Here is a 15,139-nt window from a genome sequence, read left to right as displayed (position 1 = left end):
CCCTTCAACCTGTGGTCAAAACCGGTTGAATTGGCCACCGATCGTAAGTCCCAGTCGCGTTTACAGAAATTGTGAAACACTCTATTGTTTATATAAACAAAGGATATTTATGACGTCACTTTCTGTCGAATTCACCGAGAGAATGTCGGGATTCGTTGTTCCGAAAAAGTTTGTCTTGTCTCCTGGCAAGCCGCTTTCACATTCAGATTTTCTAGCCGAAAACGATCGTTTCGATAAGCAGCCTTTTGAGTTTACGGTGACGATCAAAGTTCCAAACCTCGACAAGTTTTTAGCCGATCACAGCACACCTTCGCAGATGTATGGAAGAATCACGGATTTTCGTTTTCGCGATGAACTGCGCATCGAAAAAGGTTACTTCCAACTTTTTACTTTGCCAGCCGCAAGTCCCCATTTCGATACCGTCAAAGAGATGCACTACACTCTTTTTCTGACGGATCGTGAAGGAAAGAAATGGACTTTTTTTGGTTACAAAGCCCTTTTAAAAGAAGATATTTCGGAGGTGTGGAAGCAAACGACGACTTTGTACTATTATCTTTGGGAAGGACATTCTCCGTTTGATAATTACAGTGACAAAGAAGTGCATGCTATTGGCAGCTTGCGTATTTCGCTGAGTGATTTCTTAACCCAGATGAAAAGTTTTAAAACAAACGCCTCTTCTTTTTTACAAGAAAAAGAAGCCTTGATGAAGTACTTCAAAGCTTTCACCGACACTTTGTGGGAAGGTTATGCTCCGTTTATCTTCACAACGACTTCCGCTCGGTGGAATGAGCATCAATATCCCATGCATACGACTCAAGGTGTGGCTTTAGGAGAAAAAACTCTTCATCCCTTAGACACCCGCGACGGACTGACAATTTCCGTGCAAAGATTTAAACATCAAGAATCCAAAAACGTGGTGCTCTTACTGCATGGACTGACGACATCAACAGATATGTTCATCATGCCTGAGCACCAAAACCTCGTGAATCAGCTTCATACGTCGGGCTATTCAGACGTGTGGTCGCTGGATTGGCGCGGCAGCGGAAGGTTTACTTACAATATGTCTCCGCATCGCTACACCATGGATGACGTGGCAAAGTACGATATTCCCCGCGCCGTCGATTTCATTCGAGAATCCTGCGGCAACGACGTAAAAATTCACGTCATCGCTCACTGTGTGGGCGCCTTGTCTTTCATGGCTTCGTACGCAGCGGGATACGTCAAAAATATTGCGAGCATTGTGGCAAACAGTGTCTCGCTAACTCCGATGGTTCCTTGGCAGGCCATGGCTAAAATGATGGTGGGGCCTGAAATCTTAGAGCAGGTTTTAGGTTATCCCTATGTTTCACCTAAAATCCCCTATCATCCCGGCCGTGCTTTTGGACGATGGTTGTACTGGATGGAGCGCAGTCTGCGCAGTGAATGCAAAGAGCCGGCTTGTCATATGGTGAGCTTTATGTGGGGTTGGGGTTTTCCCGCCGCATTCAATCATCGTAATATTCATCCGGTGACTCACCGTCGTTTGATGGACTTATTCGGCGGCACAAGCTTTCACTATCACAAACACATTCGTAAAATGCTGTTAGCGAAGGCGTCGGTTTCTTTTGACTCGAAAATCAATTATTTGGAAGAGATGAAAAAACGAGACATGCCTCCTACTCTGCTGATTTCGGGAGCGGACAATCATATCTTCCCGAACTCAAATAAGACGACTTATGAAATTTTAAGTCAGACGAAGAATGCGGCAAAAGTCTCTTATAAAGAATTTACGAACTACGGTCATCAGGACGTCTTTATGGGACAGTTTTGTCACAACGAAGTATTTCCCGAACTGATAGAATTTTTAAAACAACATTCCGGTATCTCTGGTGTCGAAACCCGCAAGCTTCGCATTGCGTGAGGAATTAAATGAAGTGGGACTATGATTATATCGTGATCGGATCCGGCTTTGGCGGGTCCGTGATGACGTGCCGACTTGTTGAAAAAGGTTATAAAGTTTGTTTGCTCGAGCGCGGCCGCGAATGGAAGATGCACGAATTCCCTCGCCGCCCCCATGAAGTTCGCAAGAATATGTTCTGGGATCCGATCGACAATAAATTTGGCCTGATGGAAGTTCGTGACACTCCTGAAAGTGATGTCATGACTATCACGTCCAGTGGCTTGGGTGGCGGCAGCCTTATTTATGCCAATGTCCTTTATAAAATGCCCGAAGATTTCTTTAAGGGATGGCCGGGAAATATCAATCGCCAAACACTCGAACCGTATTATGAACGCGTTCTTAATGTAATGGAGGCGAAACCCTATCCTTACGACACTCATCCTTACTATCGCAACACGCCTAAAACCACGTTGCTAAAAAAGCTGGCCGAGGAAATGGCGACTCCTCCAGGAGCGACTGAAAAACCATCCATGGTCTTTCCACCTATCGGCGTACGCTTTGAAGGAAAGTTTCCTGGGCATCAAACGCGAAATATTCACGGGGCTCTTCAATCTCGTTGTAATAAATGTGGAGATTGTGACATTGGTTGCAATATTCACGCAAAAAACACGTTGGATTTAAATTATCTATTCCGTGCCCGAAATCTGAAAGAGGCCGCTCATAAAGCAGAAGTGCGCACGCATGCCGAAGTGACAAGAATTGAAAAGAAAGATGATCACTACGTCGTCACTTATGTCATTCCTGAATTTCCAATGCAGGAAAATAAGTTCACGGCCAAAAACGTGGTGCTTTCGGCTGGTTCTTTGGGCTCGACCTCTTTGCTTTTAAAAATGAAACGCTATGGGCACTTGCCTCTTCTTAATAAGTGGCTCGGAAAAAAATGGAGCGGCAACGGAGATTTTATTTCCCTGATCTTTAAGTCTAAACACAATGTCGATGGAACGAATGGCCCGGTGATCACGGGATCCATCGAATATAAGTATAAAGATTATGCTGACGGATATCCGCACGGAATGTTTATTCAAGAAGCGGGTTTTCCTGTGGGATTTGCGTGGTTTCTTTCAGGCAAGGTGCCTCAGTTCAGTGGACTTGCGGGTCTAGCCACTATGGCCGCCCATCACGTGAAAAAATATATTTTCAAAGTTTTAAAAATTGTCGGCCATGATCAGATCAATATTGGTGATGAAATGGCTAAAAGTATCGACCGAGCTGAATTCACGAAACGTTGCCTGGTACTTCTAGGTATGGGGCGGGACAAGCCCGACGGAGAGATCCAATTGCGCGATGACGATCAAGCATTGATTCGTTGGAAAATCGACGAAAGCCAAGAGCACTTTACGCGCATCCGCACTGAGATGAAAAAGTTGGCCGAGATGGTGGATGGCGTTTATGTCGAAAACCCACTGACTCACTTAAAGAAAGTTATTTCAGTTCACCCGCTCGGCGGCTGCCCGATGGGAGATTCCGAACAAACAGGTTTTGTGAGTACAAAAGGCGAAGTATTTGGCTATCCCGGACTGTATGTTGTCGATGGAAGTATTCTTCCGACTTCAACTGGGACCAACCCGTCTTTGACGATTGCGGCGATGGCTGAATACATTGCCGAACAAATTCCCGAAAAGCACACCGTTAAGACCAAAGATAAAATGGAAGCTTAGATCATCACGTCTACGAAGGCTTTATAAAATCCACCGGAACATTTTTGAACATCGTTATAAAGCTTCGTAGCCCTGGCCGCCTCGGCGGAAGTGGCGCGAGGCTGTCCTCCTGTGGTTGTCGCAGGAGTTGAAGAAGTTTTTGGAGCTACGGAAGCTTCGTTGACCGAGGTCTTTGCCGAGGATGTGGGTTTCGTTGGTTCTTCGGTCGGACGACTTGTTTTTTCAGTGCTCTTAGATGTTTCAGCACTTTGTTTAGGCGGTTCTTGCGTTTTTTTCACCGGCTCTTCGGGATTGATATTACCGAAGTCATATTTTTTATATGATGGAGTTTCCGCTTTGGGCGTCGCCGAAGATGAGGTCGTATTATAACGTCCTGAGGCTTTGAGTGTTTGATCATAGCGCTGGCGCAAGTTGGAATCCATGAGGGTGTCACGCGTGGTGTTTAGCTTCGCGGTTACCTGACTCATGACTTGTGATTTTACCGGATCCCCTTGAAAACGATCTGGATGATAAGCGCGCACCAAACGACGATAAGCATTTTTAATATCACTCTCAGAAGCGTTCGGGGAGACCCCTAAAACTTCGTAAAGCGAAGTGCCTCTATTTAAAATCTTCTTGGCCTCTTCCACAGTTTGCGCGAAGGTTTGAAAAGAAAATGTCAGGCTTAAAAGAAGAATAAGTTTCTTTAATTTCATCGGCAAACTCCGGATTGAGTGGATTCGCGAATAGATTTAGCGACTCGATCTGGCTTTTCTTTGATCATCTCTAAAACTTCTTTTCGCTGTTGCGCGGGAAGATCCGACAAGTAACCTAAAAATGTTCCCATTTCCTCAGAGCTCACCTGTTTAGAAGAGTCTTCTAAAACTTTTAAAGCCGTTTTATCTGTTGAAATCTCTTTCAACGAAGCCGATAGAGCCTGAACCGTTTCTTTTTCTACTTTCACACCTTCTGAAGCGACTTTACTTGCGGACCCCAATTTTGAAGCGGCTGCCGCATTTTTCATATACTTGAATCCCGCACCGAACGGTACGATGGACACGGCAGAAAATCCGGCTTCAGCCAATTCGTCGTAAGCTCGGTCCGTGGCTTTATCAGCGCGTTTCATATTCGATGAAGAAGATTCCGAAAATCCCGCTGATCTTAAAGTTTGTGCTTCGATAAAAGAAGCATGAGACTTCGAGGATGAATAAAGAACTTCTCCGCCCGCGGTGACGGTACCCGCTAACGCAGCACCAGCGGCCACCGTAGTTAATGTCGTCGCGGCCGTCGCACTAGAAACCACCATCGCTCCAACACCGGCGCCAATACCTGTTGCCAGTAGGACGCCCCCGACAACAAGACCTCCCCAGAACACGGCTTTATCTATAAATGCTTTTTTCGAAGCCTCTTTGTCATAGGTTTGCAAAGAACGGCAAAGCAGATCATAACTTTCTGGATTTTCTAACATATACTGAGCTGTCGCGGCTGGATTACTGACCACCAACTTTTGCAAAGCTTCGTCGGACGAAGCCTTGGCTAGGTCTTCAAGATACTTTTGGTGTTTGTTCAGTTCTGCATCCACTTCGGTAAGTGCCGAATGAACATTGGCGCTAGTGATTACGTTTTTATTAGATCTTTTCTTAATCGCTTGGGTGTAAAGCAAAAGTTCAACCCCCGCCTTCGGAGGAGAGTCCTTAAGATCGCGCTCTTTTTCCATCAGCTCTACGGCGGTGTCGATCGGGTCCTTTGATTTTACGTTCTTCCAATAGTTCTGGGTTTGTTGGACTTGCGATTGAGCTATCGACAAAATACGTTTTTGGGTTTGAGCTTTTTGATGTTCGACCAAGCCTTTAGCAAACTCGAGGGCTGGTGCATCCTCGCGACAAGGATCGTAATTGGAGAGGTCCGTCGCTGCTTTTCCGTTAATGGCCGCGATCAATGCCTTTTGCACTTCTTGAGAGGCCTCTTCTTTGACGGTGCACTTTTTCAACTTCTCTTGCAAAGACACAACATTCAAAAGTCCACGGCCTTGACGAAGCAAAAGTTTTCCTTCCGGCGATTCCAAGGCTTTTTTATTTACGGGATCGCTGATGAATTTTTCAAAGGAACTTTTGAAAGCGGACGTGACCGCGGGATTCTCAATGTTCGCCGCCGCCCAGGCGATTTGCTTTGAAAGCAGAGCTTCTTTTTCTTGCGAATGTGCGCCCCAAGAAAATAAGCAGCACCAAACCAGAATGTTCACGGCAAAAATAAAACGCATATCTATTAAGATATCGTGGATTGAGAGGGATTTAAGGTGGATTTATCAGGAAGAAAGAACTCTGGACAATAGTCCCAGAGAGTCCGAAAGACCCTCTGGGAAATCCGGTATTTTTTAAAGCGTGATGACTTTCTTATAGTCAGCTAAGCGTCTTTCAACGTCGCCCAAAGTCACTTTAGACAGTGCACGAACAGAGAAGTCTTGGATCGTATGGCTAGCCATCATAGAGCCCATGATGCAGGCTTGTTTCAAGTGACCCAATGTCGGCTTGTCTTTTTGTGCTGCCAAGTAACCGAAGAAACCACCAGCAAAAGTATCACCCGCGCCCGTCGGATCAACAACAGTCGGAATCGGCATTGCGGGAAGGATGAAGTACCCTTCTTCCTTCGTGTACATAGCAAAACCGTATTCGCCACGTTTGATAACAACGGCCTGAGGACCCATCGCCGTGATCAACGGAGCTGCAGAAATAGCATTCGCCGCGCCCGTTAACATTTTTGCTTCACCTTCATTGATAAGAACAAGATCGACCTTTTTAAGAACTTCGATCAACTTTTCTTTTTTGATCGAAATCCAGAAGTTCATCGTATCCATGCCGACAAACTTTGGTGATTTCACCTGCTCAAGAACCTGCAATTGCAATTCCGGAGCGATGTTTGCCAAGAAGACGAAAGAAGAATCTTTAAAGTGCTCTGGCAATTGCGGATTGAAGTGTTCAAAAACGTTCAAATCTGTTTGCAACGTCTTTGCTTCGTTCATATCGCCTTCGTAAGAACCCGCCCAATGGAAGGTCTTCCCAGCTACTTTAGAAAGACCGCTCAAATCAACCCCACGAGAATTTAAAAGCTCGTAGTCTCCTTGATCATAGTCTTCACCAACAACACCAACCACACGCACTTTAGAAAACAAAGAAGCGGCCAAAGAAAAGTAATTTGCGGAACCACCCAAGGCGCGGTCCACTTTTCCTGAAGGAGTTTGAATGGAATCGTAAGCCAAACTTCCAACGACTAAAATCTCTGACATAAAACTATTGCTCCTGTTGTGATGCCGTTGCGTTTTCTAGCATCTCGCGTTTGTATTTTGGTAGACCTGCTAATTTTGAATTCGAAATGTCCATAGAAACAGGCTTATTTGGAACTTGGCTTGTTAACTGGCCGCAAGCCGCGAAAATATCGCGACCCATAGAGCGGCGAAGAAGAACGTGAGCCCCAAGACGCATCAATTCAGAGTGGAAAGCCTCGACAGCTTCATCTGAAGGACGCTCATATCCTGAACCTGGATGTTCGTTGAACGGAATGATATTGATCTTGCACGGAACGTCTTTCACCAGTTTCACCAACTGACGTGCGTGTTCGATTTGATCCGTTACACCTTTTAACAACACATACTCGAAAGTGATTTTATCTTTCGTGATACGATAGTGCTCTTTACAAGCATTCAAAAGTTCTGTTGTGTTCCACTTTTTATTGATCGGCATGACTTGGGTACGAATCTCATCCGTAGGACCATTTAAGCTCACCGCCAAACGAACTTTTGCTTCTGAAACTCTCCACATCTCTGGAACAATACCGGATGTAGAAACCGTGATTTTCTTACGAGACAAGTTGATGCCCCATGGAGAATGTAACACATCGATAGTTTGGAAAACCGCTTCAGGATTATCCAAAGGTTCGCCCATACCCATGAACACGATGTTCGTGATGCGCTGACCTTCGCCTAAACGGTCATGCACTTGCATGAATTGGCCAACGATCTCTTCTGTGCGCAAACGACGCTTTAATTTTTGTTTTCCAGTGAAGCAGAACTTACATCCAATGTTGCAACCCACTTCTGAAGAAATACACAAAGTCAGGCGGTCTTCAGATGGAATGACGACGGCTTCAACGCTGTTACCGCCACCCATATCAAAGAGAAGTTTTTGTGTTCCGTCGACAGACTTTAAGTGAGTCAGAACTGGAGGAAGATCGAAAGAAAGAATTTGGGGTAAAGAGGCACGGAACTCTTTTGACAGATTCGTCATTTGTTCCGGGTCTGTCACACGTTGTTCGTAAACCCATTTAAAGATCTGTTGAGCACGGAATTGCTCTTTCCCTTTGCCTTTAAGATAAGACTTTAGACCCTCTAGTGTCAGAGAGTAAAAATTCACCGGCTTGTTTTCGAGGGGTTTTGCGACATTATCGTCAGAATAGTTTACGGGCGCGCTAGCTTGAGTGGTGTTAGCACCGTCATTCAATTCCATCTTCGGGGCTCCTTGGCTTGTTACAGCCATGCTTATTACAGCTGGGACCTTGTCAGTCCCTTTGGTTAAGGATTTATGTGGGCTCCGTTTGTAGCATAGCACCCCTTTATTTCCTAGAGATTTCAGTAAATTGAGCAGGACTCCCAAGCATTTTCTACATATTGTGCCTGCCCGATAGACACGTCGGGCGCGACCTATTCCAAAGCCGCATAATTAGTTGCCCTTGTCTTCCTAAGAAGCGGTCTTTATAGTGGGTTTCATGATTTGGCCCTTTATTTTTCTCTCTTATGCGAGCTTGTTTGTATTTGGTCTGACTGACAATATCAGGGGCCCTCTTTTTCCCGAAATCTTAAAGCAATTTGGCGTCAGCGACTCGATGGGGTCCTTGATGTTTGCGTTAAGCAATATCTCAGGATTTATTGCGAGTTACGGCTGCCGATACATGCTACGACGTTATGACCGCCTTAGCGTTCTTCAAGGGGGCGCGGTCGGTTTGATGTTAGCGATGTGGGGCTTAGCTGCATCCCCGATCTTCCCGATGTTCTTGGTTTGCAGTTTCGTTTATGGGTTGTGCCTGGGTATTTTAGGTCTGGTACCAAACATTTTGGTGCCAATGGGATCGACTCCCCAAAAGAAACAACAAATGCTTTCAGGCCTTCACACGATGTATGGCTTAGCAAGTTTGATGGCGCCACTTTTAGCCGCCGGCATGGAGTATGTCACAGGAAGCTGGCGCTGGACATTTGCCGCCGCCTCTTTAGCCCCGATGATTTTTGTGGGTTACACTTTTCATCCAAGTCACAAGTCGCTGCACACGAAAGCGACTTTTTCACCTGAAACGCACAAAGCGAATAAAAAGAAAAACTTCAAGCCTCAGCTTTTCCTAGCTGTGATGTTAAGCTTAGCCGTCGCGGCTGAAATCATGGTCTCATCACGCTTAGCTCTGTACATGCAAAGAACCTGGAACTACGACATGGAATCGGCAAGTATCTATGTCACCTACTTCTTCATCGCGATGATGCTAGGAAGATTGCTCTTCGCCGTAGTCCACTTCAAACGCTCTCCGCAATTCCTGCTTTCAGCGTCACTCGTACTCACGGCAATCTGCATTCTGGGAGGCGTCTTCATCCACCCATTGTTCCTAACAGGAACAGGCTTTATGATCGCGCCATTTTATCCACTAGCGATCTCCTGGATCTCCTCTGAATTCCCCGAAGATCTAGACACCGCCGTCTCTTACATGATGGCGACCGACTCAATGATGTTAATCATCATGCACTTAGCAATCGGAAAACTCACCGACCTCTTCGGCATCCGCGAAGCCGTCCTCTTCGGCCTAGCCTTCGTCGTCGTTTCCCTCCTCATGGTCAACACCTACAAATACATCTTCAAACGCCACAAAGAAGAAAAACACCCACATTTCCACCACCACGACACCCACGCCCCCGCCAAATAAAAATCCACTCACATCTCATCGGTTGGTCAAAAAGGTCCAGCCGCAAGGCGGAGGATTCCAGCTGCCACGGAGGCGTACTTCTAGTACGTCGGAGAGCAAGCTGGAGTCCGACAACGCAGTCGGATGGGCCTTTTTCACCAGCCGACTAGGAAGGGTGGGGGATTTGTGGCATACTTTGTTTCTTATGACTCGTGAATTTCGTAAAGATATCCGCGGTCGTGGAGCCAGTAGCAACGTCACCAATCGTTACGACTCACTCAAATACGAAGCTACCGAAGAAGATTTCGACAATTATCTTGAGGACGAAAAAGCTCTTCTTAAAACGGAAGTTCTGAAAGATTCTTCTCGCACGATTATCACGGAAAACAAAAGCCCCGACATCGGCTTCACATTTTCTATCAACGCTTATCGCGGCTGTGAACACGGCTGCGCGTATTGCTATGCTCGTCCCACACACGAGTACTTAGGCCTTTCACCCGGTTTGGATTTTGAATCGAAAATTTTCGTGAAAGAAGAAGCTCCAAAACTTTTGCGCGAAGCTTTGATGAAACCTTCGTGGAAGCCTGCTGTGATCGCGATGAGCGGAATCACCGACTGCTACCAGCCTTTAGAAAGAAAGATGCAGCTGACTCGCGGCTGTCTTGAAGTTTTATTAGAGTTTAAAAATCCAGTTTCATTAATTACTAAAAATGCTTTGGTCACTCGCGATGTCGATATTCTTTCGCAGATGGCGGCTTACAACGGCACTTTGGTTTTTCTTTCGATCACGTCTTTGAATGATGATCTGGTGCAAATCTTAGAGCCACGCACGTCCCGTCCCGCAGCTCGTCTTAAAGCGATCGAAACTTTGGCGAAAGCCGGTGTCCCCGTTGGCGTCAACGTCGCACCGTGCATTCCAGGATTGAATGACCACGAGATGCCGGCGATCTTAAAAGCCGCCAAAGATGCGGGAGCCCAGTACGCGGGTTACGTGCCTTTGCGACTTCCTTCGTCCGTGCGCCCTATTTTTGAAGAGTGGCTGGAAGTCCATCAACCGTTAAAAAAGGAAAAAGTTTTAAACTCGGTGCGTGATATACGCGGCGGCAAATTGAATGACGCGAACTTCGGATCGCGTATGCGCGGAGAAGGGCCTCGGGCCGACCAAATGGCGCAAATGTTCAAGCTTTATACTCGCAAATACGGTTTAAATGTGAAAAAGTTTGATCTCTCCACCGAGCACTTTCAGCGTCGTGGTGATCAACTCAAATTTGATATTGAATAGTGATGAGAAAAATAACGTTGGATCTAAAACAATTTGCATTGCCTGCGCCTCGTGTTGGTAGCATCGAGACGCATTCAGGCTATGGCCCCATTCCCACAAGTGGGCAAGAAGTGCACGTCACAATCCAACGTCAGCGCGTGCGCGAAAATCCCGGCTACACTCCAGAAAAAAAATTAGTTCACTCTTTTGAAGCGGGTCCTTATGAATTTGTCGTCTCGGGCCGGGCCGATGGCTTTGTCGAAGCGACAGGCTTGATTGAAGAAATCAAATCCGCCTTCGATATTGATGAACTGCGCGCAAAATTAGAAAGAGAACCGAACCATCCTTACGTGTGGCAACTGCGCACTTATGGGTACATTCATTTTCTGCAAACGGGTCAGTTCCCTACTTTAAAACTGCATCTGGTTTCTTTGCGCAATTTTAAATCGCATGATCTAAATATCGAACTGGATCTAGATGGCTATGAAGCGTGGTTGAAAATCCGTCTTGAGGAATTAGTCGAAGAGACGAAAGAAAAAGAAAAGCTTTTTAAAAAACGCCAGAAGGCCGGCGAAGAAATGACATTTCCCTTCGCATCCCCGCGCAAAGGCCAAAGAGAGCTCGTCGATACGATTTCAGAGAACCTGCAAAGTGAAAATCCACTTTTAGTTCAAGCGCCGACAGGATTAGGAAAAACCATTGGTGTTCTTTATCCGTCGTTGAAAGAGGCTTTGCCTCGCGGTCAAAGAGTCGTTTACGTCACTCCAAAAAACTCGCAACATCAGGTCGCTGAAGAAGCTGTCGAACGCTTGCAAGAGCAAGGTTGTAAAATTCGTTCACTTACTATCACTGCCAAAAGCAAGATGTGCTTAAAAGCCGAGCCTTTGTGCAATCCTCAGTACTGTGAGTTCGCGAAAGACTATTACAAAAAAGTCGCTGAACACGACTTAGTGAATAAGCTTTCGCGACTTCGCAGCCTGGACAGTGAAAAACTCAAAAAAATGGGTGAAGAGTATCAAGTCTGCCCGTTTGAGTTGTCCGTAGAGGCGATTGAGCGAGCTGATGTCGTCATTGGTGACTACAACTATGTTTTTGCGCCAAGAAGTTTGATTGGCCGCTTGGCGGAGCCACTTTTAGAGCAGAAAGAAAAAGCCAATCTAGTGATCGACGAGGCTCACAATCTGCCTTCTCGTGCTCAAGATTATTTTTCTCCCAGTATTTCAACTCAACAACTGGCTTTATTAGAAAAAGATTTTTCTCGTCTGCCGCCGACATTTTATATGCAGGCCCAAGCCCTTTGTCAGCGCGCGCGCCGGTTGATTTCTTCTTATGGCAAAGATGGCGTTTCTAAAAAGGTAAACATTGATCTAGATCCATTCTTAGAACTGGAACAAGACGTTCGCGAAATGACGACGTCTTATCTAGAATCAGAAACCGAGATTCTGTCACAAGACCCCATCTTACGTATGATGAACATGTGGTCAGAGTTCGTAGCGTCTTTGACTTTAAGTGGTGAAGAGTTTTTTCAAACTTATCAAAGAAGTACTTTCACCGAAATGCTGAAGATCACTTGTTGTGATGCTTCCGAGCATTTGTCTTTAGCTTACAAAGAATTCAAAAACGTCGTCGCGTTTTCGGCGACTTTAAAACCTTTCACTTATTATCAAGAGCTGATGGGTTTTCCGACGGAATCAACAAAACAAGTTGAGTTTTCTTCACCGTTTGAGAAAGAAAACCGCAAACTGCTTATCATCCCGCAAATCTCGACAAAATTTTCGGATCGCCATGCTAGCAGCGGGAAGATTGCCGAAACCATTCAGCGCATCACCGCTTTAAAGAAAGGGAACTACATCGCCTTGTTCCCAAGTTTTGAATTTATGCGCATGGTGGAATCAAAGCTTTCTTTGCCAGACTTTCAAATTCTGGTGCAAGAGCGCGAGATGAAGCAAAAGCAGACTCAAGAGTACTTAGATGAATTAAAGTCAGGGCAAAAGCCGACTTTGTTATTGGGTGTCCAAGGGGGCGTGTTTTCAGAAGGTGTCGACTTTCCGGGTGATATGTTGATTGGGGCTTTCGTCATTGGTCCCGCTCTGCCTAACTTTGATTTTGAACGGGAACAAATTCGTTCTTACTATGAGCTTCGTTATGGGAAAGAGCATGCCTTTAACTATGCTTACGTGTATCCAGCAATGGCTAAGGCTATTCAATCAGCAGGCCGCGTGATTCGCTCTGAAACAGATCGTGGTGTGATCGTCATGTTAGACTCGCGCTTTTTACAGACAAGCTACTATGAAACTATGCCCGAGGGTTGGTTCACACAGTCCCCGCAAGAACTAGTATCTCGCCAAATTTTGAATGACATTAAAGAGTTTTGGGAGACACCAGTATGAGTCTTCTTAAAACACCCGTGCTATTTTTAGATCTTCAGACAACCGGAGCTAAACCCGACACGGCAAGCATTCTTGAGATGGCCTGGGCCTCTCTCGCCAGCGAGCATATCGAAAGCTCTTTGATTGAACAGGCCGAGGAAGTTCCTCGTCGTATTCAATTCATCACGGGCATCTACAAAAAAGACATGGAAGCGGCTCGCCCGTTTGCCAGTGTCTTTTCCGACTTAAAAAGCTTTATCGATAAAAATCTGGGCGCAAATCCCATCGCCGTGATTCATTTTGCTCAATTTGAGCGACCTTTCTTGTTGGATGCTTATGAAAAGCTTCAAGAAGAAATGCCGTTTTCAATTCTGTGCACGCACGAAATTGCAAAGCGTCTGTTCCCGAATCTGCCCACGCGCGGAATCAAGGGACTTGCAGGATATTTTGGCTGCCCTTCAGGTGAGTTAAAGCGCGCTTCTAATCATGTGCAGGCCACCCAAGTGATCTGGCAGGGATTAACGGCGGCTTTGTCAGAAAAAGGAATTCATTCTATCGAAGACCTGCAAAAGTGGCTTCAAGACACACCGAAGGCCGCGCGGGTAAAGTACGAATATCCTTTGCCAAAAGAAAAACGTTTAAGTCTTCCCAAGCAGCCCGGCGTTTATCGCATGATGAGCCGTTGGGGCGAAGTGCTTTATGTGGGTAAAGCGACCTCCTTGCATGATCGCGTGAATAGCTATTTCCGCGGGCAAAAAAATCGCGACACTCGCAAGTTAGAGATGTTAACGCAAGTTTGGGATCTGCATGTCACTCCGGTAGGAAGTCCTCTGGAAGCGGCACTCTTAGAAACAGACGAGATCAAACGCCTGGATCCGCCATACAACATCAGTTTAAAAACCGGCCGACGGGAATTAGCATTCTTCAGTCGAGATTTCACCTCCTTCCAAACGGAAGCAGATGAAAATCATTGTATTGGCCCCTTTTCAAATGCGCTGGCTTTGGACTCGATCCTCAAGCTCAGCGCTTCTTTGCAAGATAAGTCGTTTAACGAAAACATGTTCTATGAGCCGATTGACGCCACTCTTTTAGAACAAGGCTTTGATCTTTTCTGCGAGCGCCATGGTTTTTCCAAAGACGCGTTTACGTCGGTTCGTTCTATTTTAGCTGTAGGTTTGAATTGGTATCGTCAACTCGAAGAGGAAGAAGAGACGGAAGATCTAGAAGAAGTCGAAGCTTCTGAAACCTCCGAGTCAAACGAAAGCACGCCCGAAGAAAGCGAAGAAGAAATCTTAGAAGTTGAACTGACCCCCGAAGACTTGGCCGATAAATATGAGCGCCACTTTATCAGGTCTGCGGCAACCTATCTTCGCACCAAACGCCTGACAAAGCTTTTGAACGTGCATATTCAAATTGAAGAAACGATGACTTTGAAAATTCAAAATGGAAAAGTCGTTGAACCTGAAGCCCCGCTGATAAAACAACGCGGCTCGTGGAAAGATCTGTCGATTGATACTTATGATCGCATGACCGTGCTTTTCACCGAGCTCAATAAGCTCAAAAACCAAGATCGAAAAATCGATTTTATTTAAAGCGCTCGTAAAGAAGCGGCACTTCTTTGCCCAACCAAAGCGCTGCTTGAGTGTGATCGTAAAGATCATCGCCTGTCAGCTCGTGAACTAAAACCGAAAGGTCCCCGCGTGCTTTCATCAACCAGAGCACTACTTCTGTAAATAGAGACAACGGAAAATTGATTTCAAACATCGGAATCGGATGAGGACCAATAGCTTCAGGAATCATCTGTCCGACAAAGACCTGGCGCCCCGCAAATTCTTTTATCGCCTTTTCACGTAACTCCGTCGCAAACTGCAAGGACTCATTCGAAAAATAAATATGCGCATCAAACTCGCGCGGAAATCCTTGAGGCAATAACTGAGAATTTACTTTGTAAGTTCTTTCCATGCAGATCTTCTAACACCGAGAAACCAAAAGGTGCCAG

The 15,139-nt window shown here is 45.9% G+C and carries 11 protein-coding genes; 6 read left to right on the top strand and 5 right to left on the bottom strand.

Annotated features, from left to right (window positions below; translation table 11 throughout):
* The first annotated feature begins 109 nt into the window (after positions 1–109).
* Complete coding sequence (locus AZI85_RS09035; RefSeq protein ID WP_063243768.1) at positions 110–1,900, top strand: alpha/beta fold hydrolase; 1,791 nt, start codon at positions 110–112, stop codon at positions 1,898–1,900.
* Positions 1,901–1,908: 8 nt separating this feature from the next.
* Positions 1,909–3,597 carry a GMC oxidoreductase gene (locus AZI85_RS09030; RefSeq protein ID WP_063243767.1) on the top strand — a complete coding sequence of 563 codons (1,689 nt, stop codon included), beginning with the start codon at positions 1,909–1,911 and terminating at the stop codon, positions 3,595–3,597.
* On the opposite strand, the gene AZI85_RS09025 is transcribed toward AZI85_RS09030, so the two are convergent.
* The 4 genes from AZI85_RS09025 to rlmN form a co-directional block, all read right to left on the bottom strand.
* Positions 3,594–4,292: a J domain-containing protein gene (locus tag AZI85_RS09025; protein ID WP_063243766.1), complete on the bottom strand. Its 699-nt coding sequence runs from the start codon at positions 4,290–4,292 to the stop codon at positions 3,594–3,596. The two genes, AZI85_RS09030 and AZI85_RS09025, sit on opposite strands and share 4 nt — an antisense overlap.
* Entirely contained in the window at positions 4,289–5,836 is a 1,548-nt protein-coding gene (locus tag AZI85_RS09020) for a tolA protein (protein ID WP_253720921.1), read from the bottom strand. Before AZI85_RS09020 ends, AZI85_RS09025 begins: the two co-directional genes overlap by 4 nt.
* Before the next feature lie 114 nt (positions 5,837–5,950).
* Complete coding sequence (locus AZI85_RS09015) at positions 5,951–6,859, bottom strand: PfkB family carbohydrate kinase (RefSeq protein WP_063243765.1); 909 nt, start codon at positions 6,857–6,859, stop codon at positions 5,951–5,953.
* A 4-nt stretch (positions 6,860–6,863) separates the two neighbouring features.
* A complete protein-coding gene (gene rlmN, locus AZI85_RS09010; protein ID WP_063243764.1) occupies positions 6,864–8,075 on the bottom strand; it encodes a 23S rRNA (adenine(2503)-C(2))-methyltransferase RlmN in 1,212 nt (403 codons plus the stop codon).
* Positions 8,076–8,334: 259 nt separating this feature from the next.
* Here rlmN and AZI85_RS09005 point away from each other — a divergent pair, with 259 nt between their 5' ends.
* The 4 genes from AZI85_RS09005 to AZI85_RS08990 all read left to right on the top strand — a co-directional run bounded on the left by AZI85_RS09005 (position 8,335) and on the right by AZI85_RS08990 (position 14,732).
* The gene (locus tag AZI85_RS09005) at positions 8,335–9,531 is read left to right on the top strand and encodes an MFS transporter (protein ID WP_063243866.1); all 1,197 of its coding nucleotides are present in this window, start codon (positions 8,335–8,337) and stop codon (positions 9,529–9,531) included.
* A gap of 184 nt (positions 9,532–9,715) precedes the next feature.
* Positions 9,716–10,792, top strand: a complete 1,077-nt coding sequence (locus AZI85_RS09000; protein ID WP_063243763.1) for a PA0069 family radical SAM protein — start codon at positions 9,716–9,718, stop codon at positions 10,790–10,792.
* 2 nt (positions 10,793–10,794) lie between these two features.
* Entirely contained in the window at positions 10,795–13,161 is a 2,367-nt protein-coding gene (locus tag AZI85_RS08995) for an ATP-dependent DNA helicase (protein ID WP_063243762.1), read from the top strand.
* The gene (locus tag AZI85_RS08990) at positions 13,158–14,732 is read left to right on the top strand and encodes an exonuclease domain-containing protein (protein ID WP_063243761.1); all 1,575 of its coding nucleotides are present in this window, start codon (positions 13,158–13,160) and stop codon (positions 14,730–14,732) included. The genes AZI85_RS08995 and AZI85_RS08990 overlap by 4 nt, the downstream gene beginning before the upstream one ends.
* On the opposite strand, the gene AZI85_RS08985 is transcribed toward AZI85_RS08990, so the two are convergent.
* Entirely contained in the window at positions 14,725–15,102 is a 378-nt protein-coding gene (locus AZI85_RS08985; RefSeq protein ID WP_063243760.1) for a DOPA 4,5-dioxygenase family protein, read from the bottom strand. The genes AZI85_RS08990 and AZI85_RS08985 overlap by 8 nt on opposite strands.
* Between the last annotated feature and the right edge of the window lie 37 nt (positions 15,103–15,139).

It is taken from the genome of Bdellovibrio bacteriovorus (assembly GCF_001592755.1).
Taxonomy (GTDB): Bacteria; Bdellovibrionota; Bdellovibrionia; order Bdellovibrionales; family Bdellovibrionaceae; genus Bdellovibrio; species Bdellovibrio bacteriovorus_E.
This window is presented reverse-complemented; position numbering and strand designations above follow the sequence as displayed.

Excerpts from the sequence above, each read along its gene's own strand:
- AZI85_RS09035 (WP_063243768.1), top strand. The coding sequence starts at position 110 with ATGACGTCACTTTCTGTCGAATTCACCGAGAGAATGTCGGGATTCGTT.
- AZI85_RS09030 (WP_063243767.1), top strand. The coding sequence starts at position 1,909 with ATGAAGTGGGACTATGATTATATCGTGATCGGATCCGGCTTTGGCGGG.
- AZI85_RS09025 (WP_063243766.1), bottom strand. The coding sequence starts at position 4,292 with ATGAAATTAAAGAAACTTATTCTTCTTTTAAGCCTGACATTTTCTTTT.
- AZI85_RS09020 (WP_253720921.1), bottom strand. The coding sequence starts at position 5,836 with ATGCGTTTTATTTTTGCCGTGAACATTCTGGTTTGGTGCTGCTTATTT.
- AZI85_RS09015 (WP_063243765.1), bottom strand. The coding sequence starts at position 6,859 with ATGTCAGAGATTTTAGTCGTTGGAAGTTTGGCTTACGATTCCATTCAA.
- rlmN (WP_063243764.1), bottom strand. The coding sequence starts at position 8,075 with ATGGAATTGAATGACGGTGCTAACACCACTCAAGCTAGCGCGCCCGTA.
- AZI85_RS09005 (WP_063243866.1), top strand. The coding sequence starts at position 8,335 with ATGATTTGGCCCTTTATTTTTCTCTCTTATGCGAGCTTGTTTGTATTT.
- AZI85_RS09000 (WP_063243763.1), top strand. The coding sequence starts at position 9,716 with ATGACTCGTGAATTTCGTAAAGATATCCGCGGTCGTGGAGCCAGTAGC.
- AZI85_RS08995 (WP_063243762.1), top strand. The coding sequence starts at position 10,795 with ATGAGAAAAATAACGTTGGATCTAAAACAATTTGCATTGCCTGCGCCT.
- AZI85_RS08990 (WP_063243761.1), top strand. The coding sequence starts at position 13,158 with ATGAGTCTTCTTAAAACACCCGTGCTATTTTTAGATCTTCAGACAACC.
- AZI85_RS08985 (WP_063243760.1), bottom strand. The coding sequence starts at position 15,102 with ATGGAAAGAACTTACAAAGTAAATTCTCAGTTATTGCCTCAAGGATTT.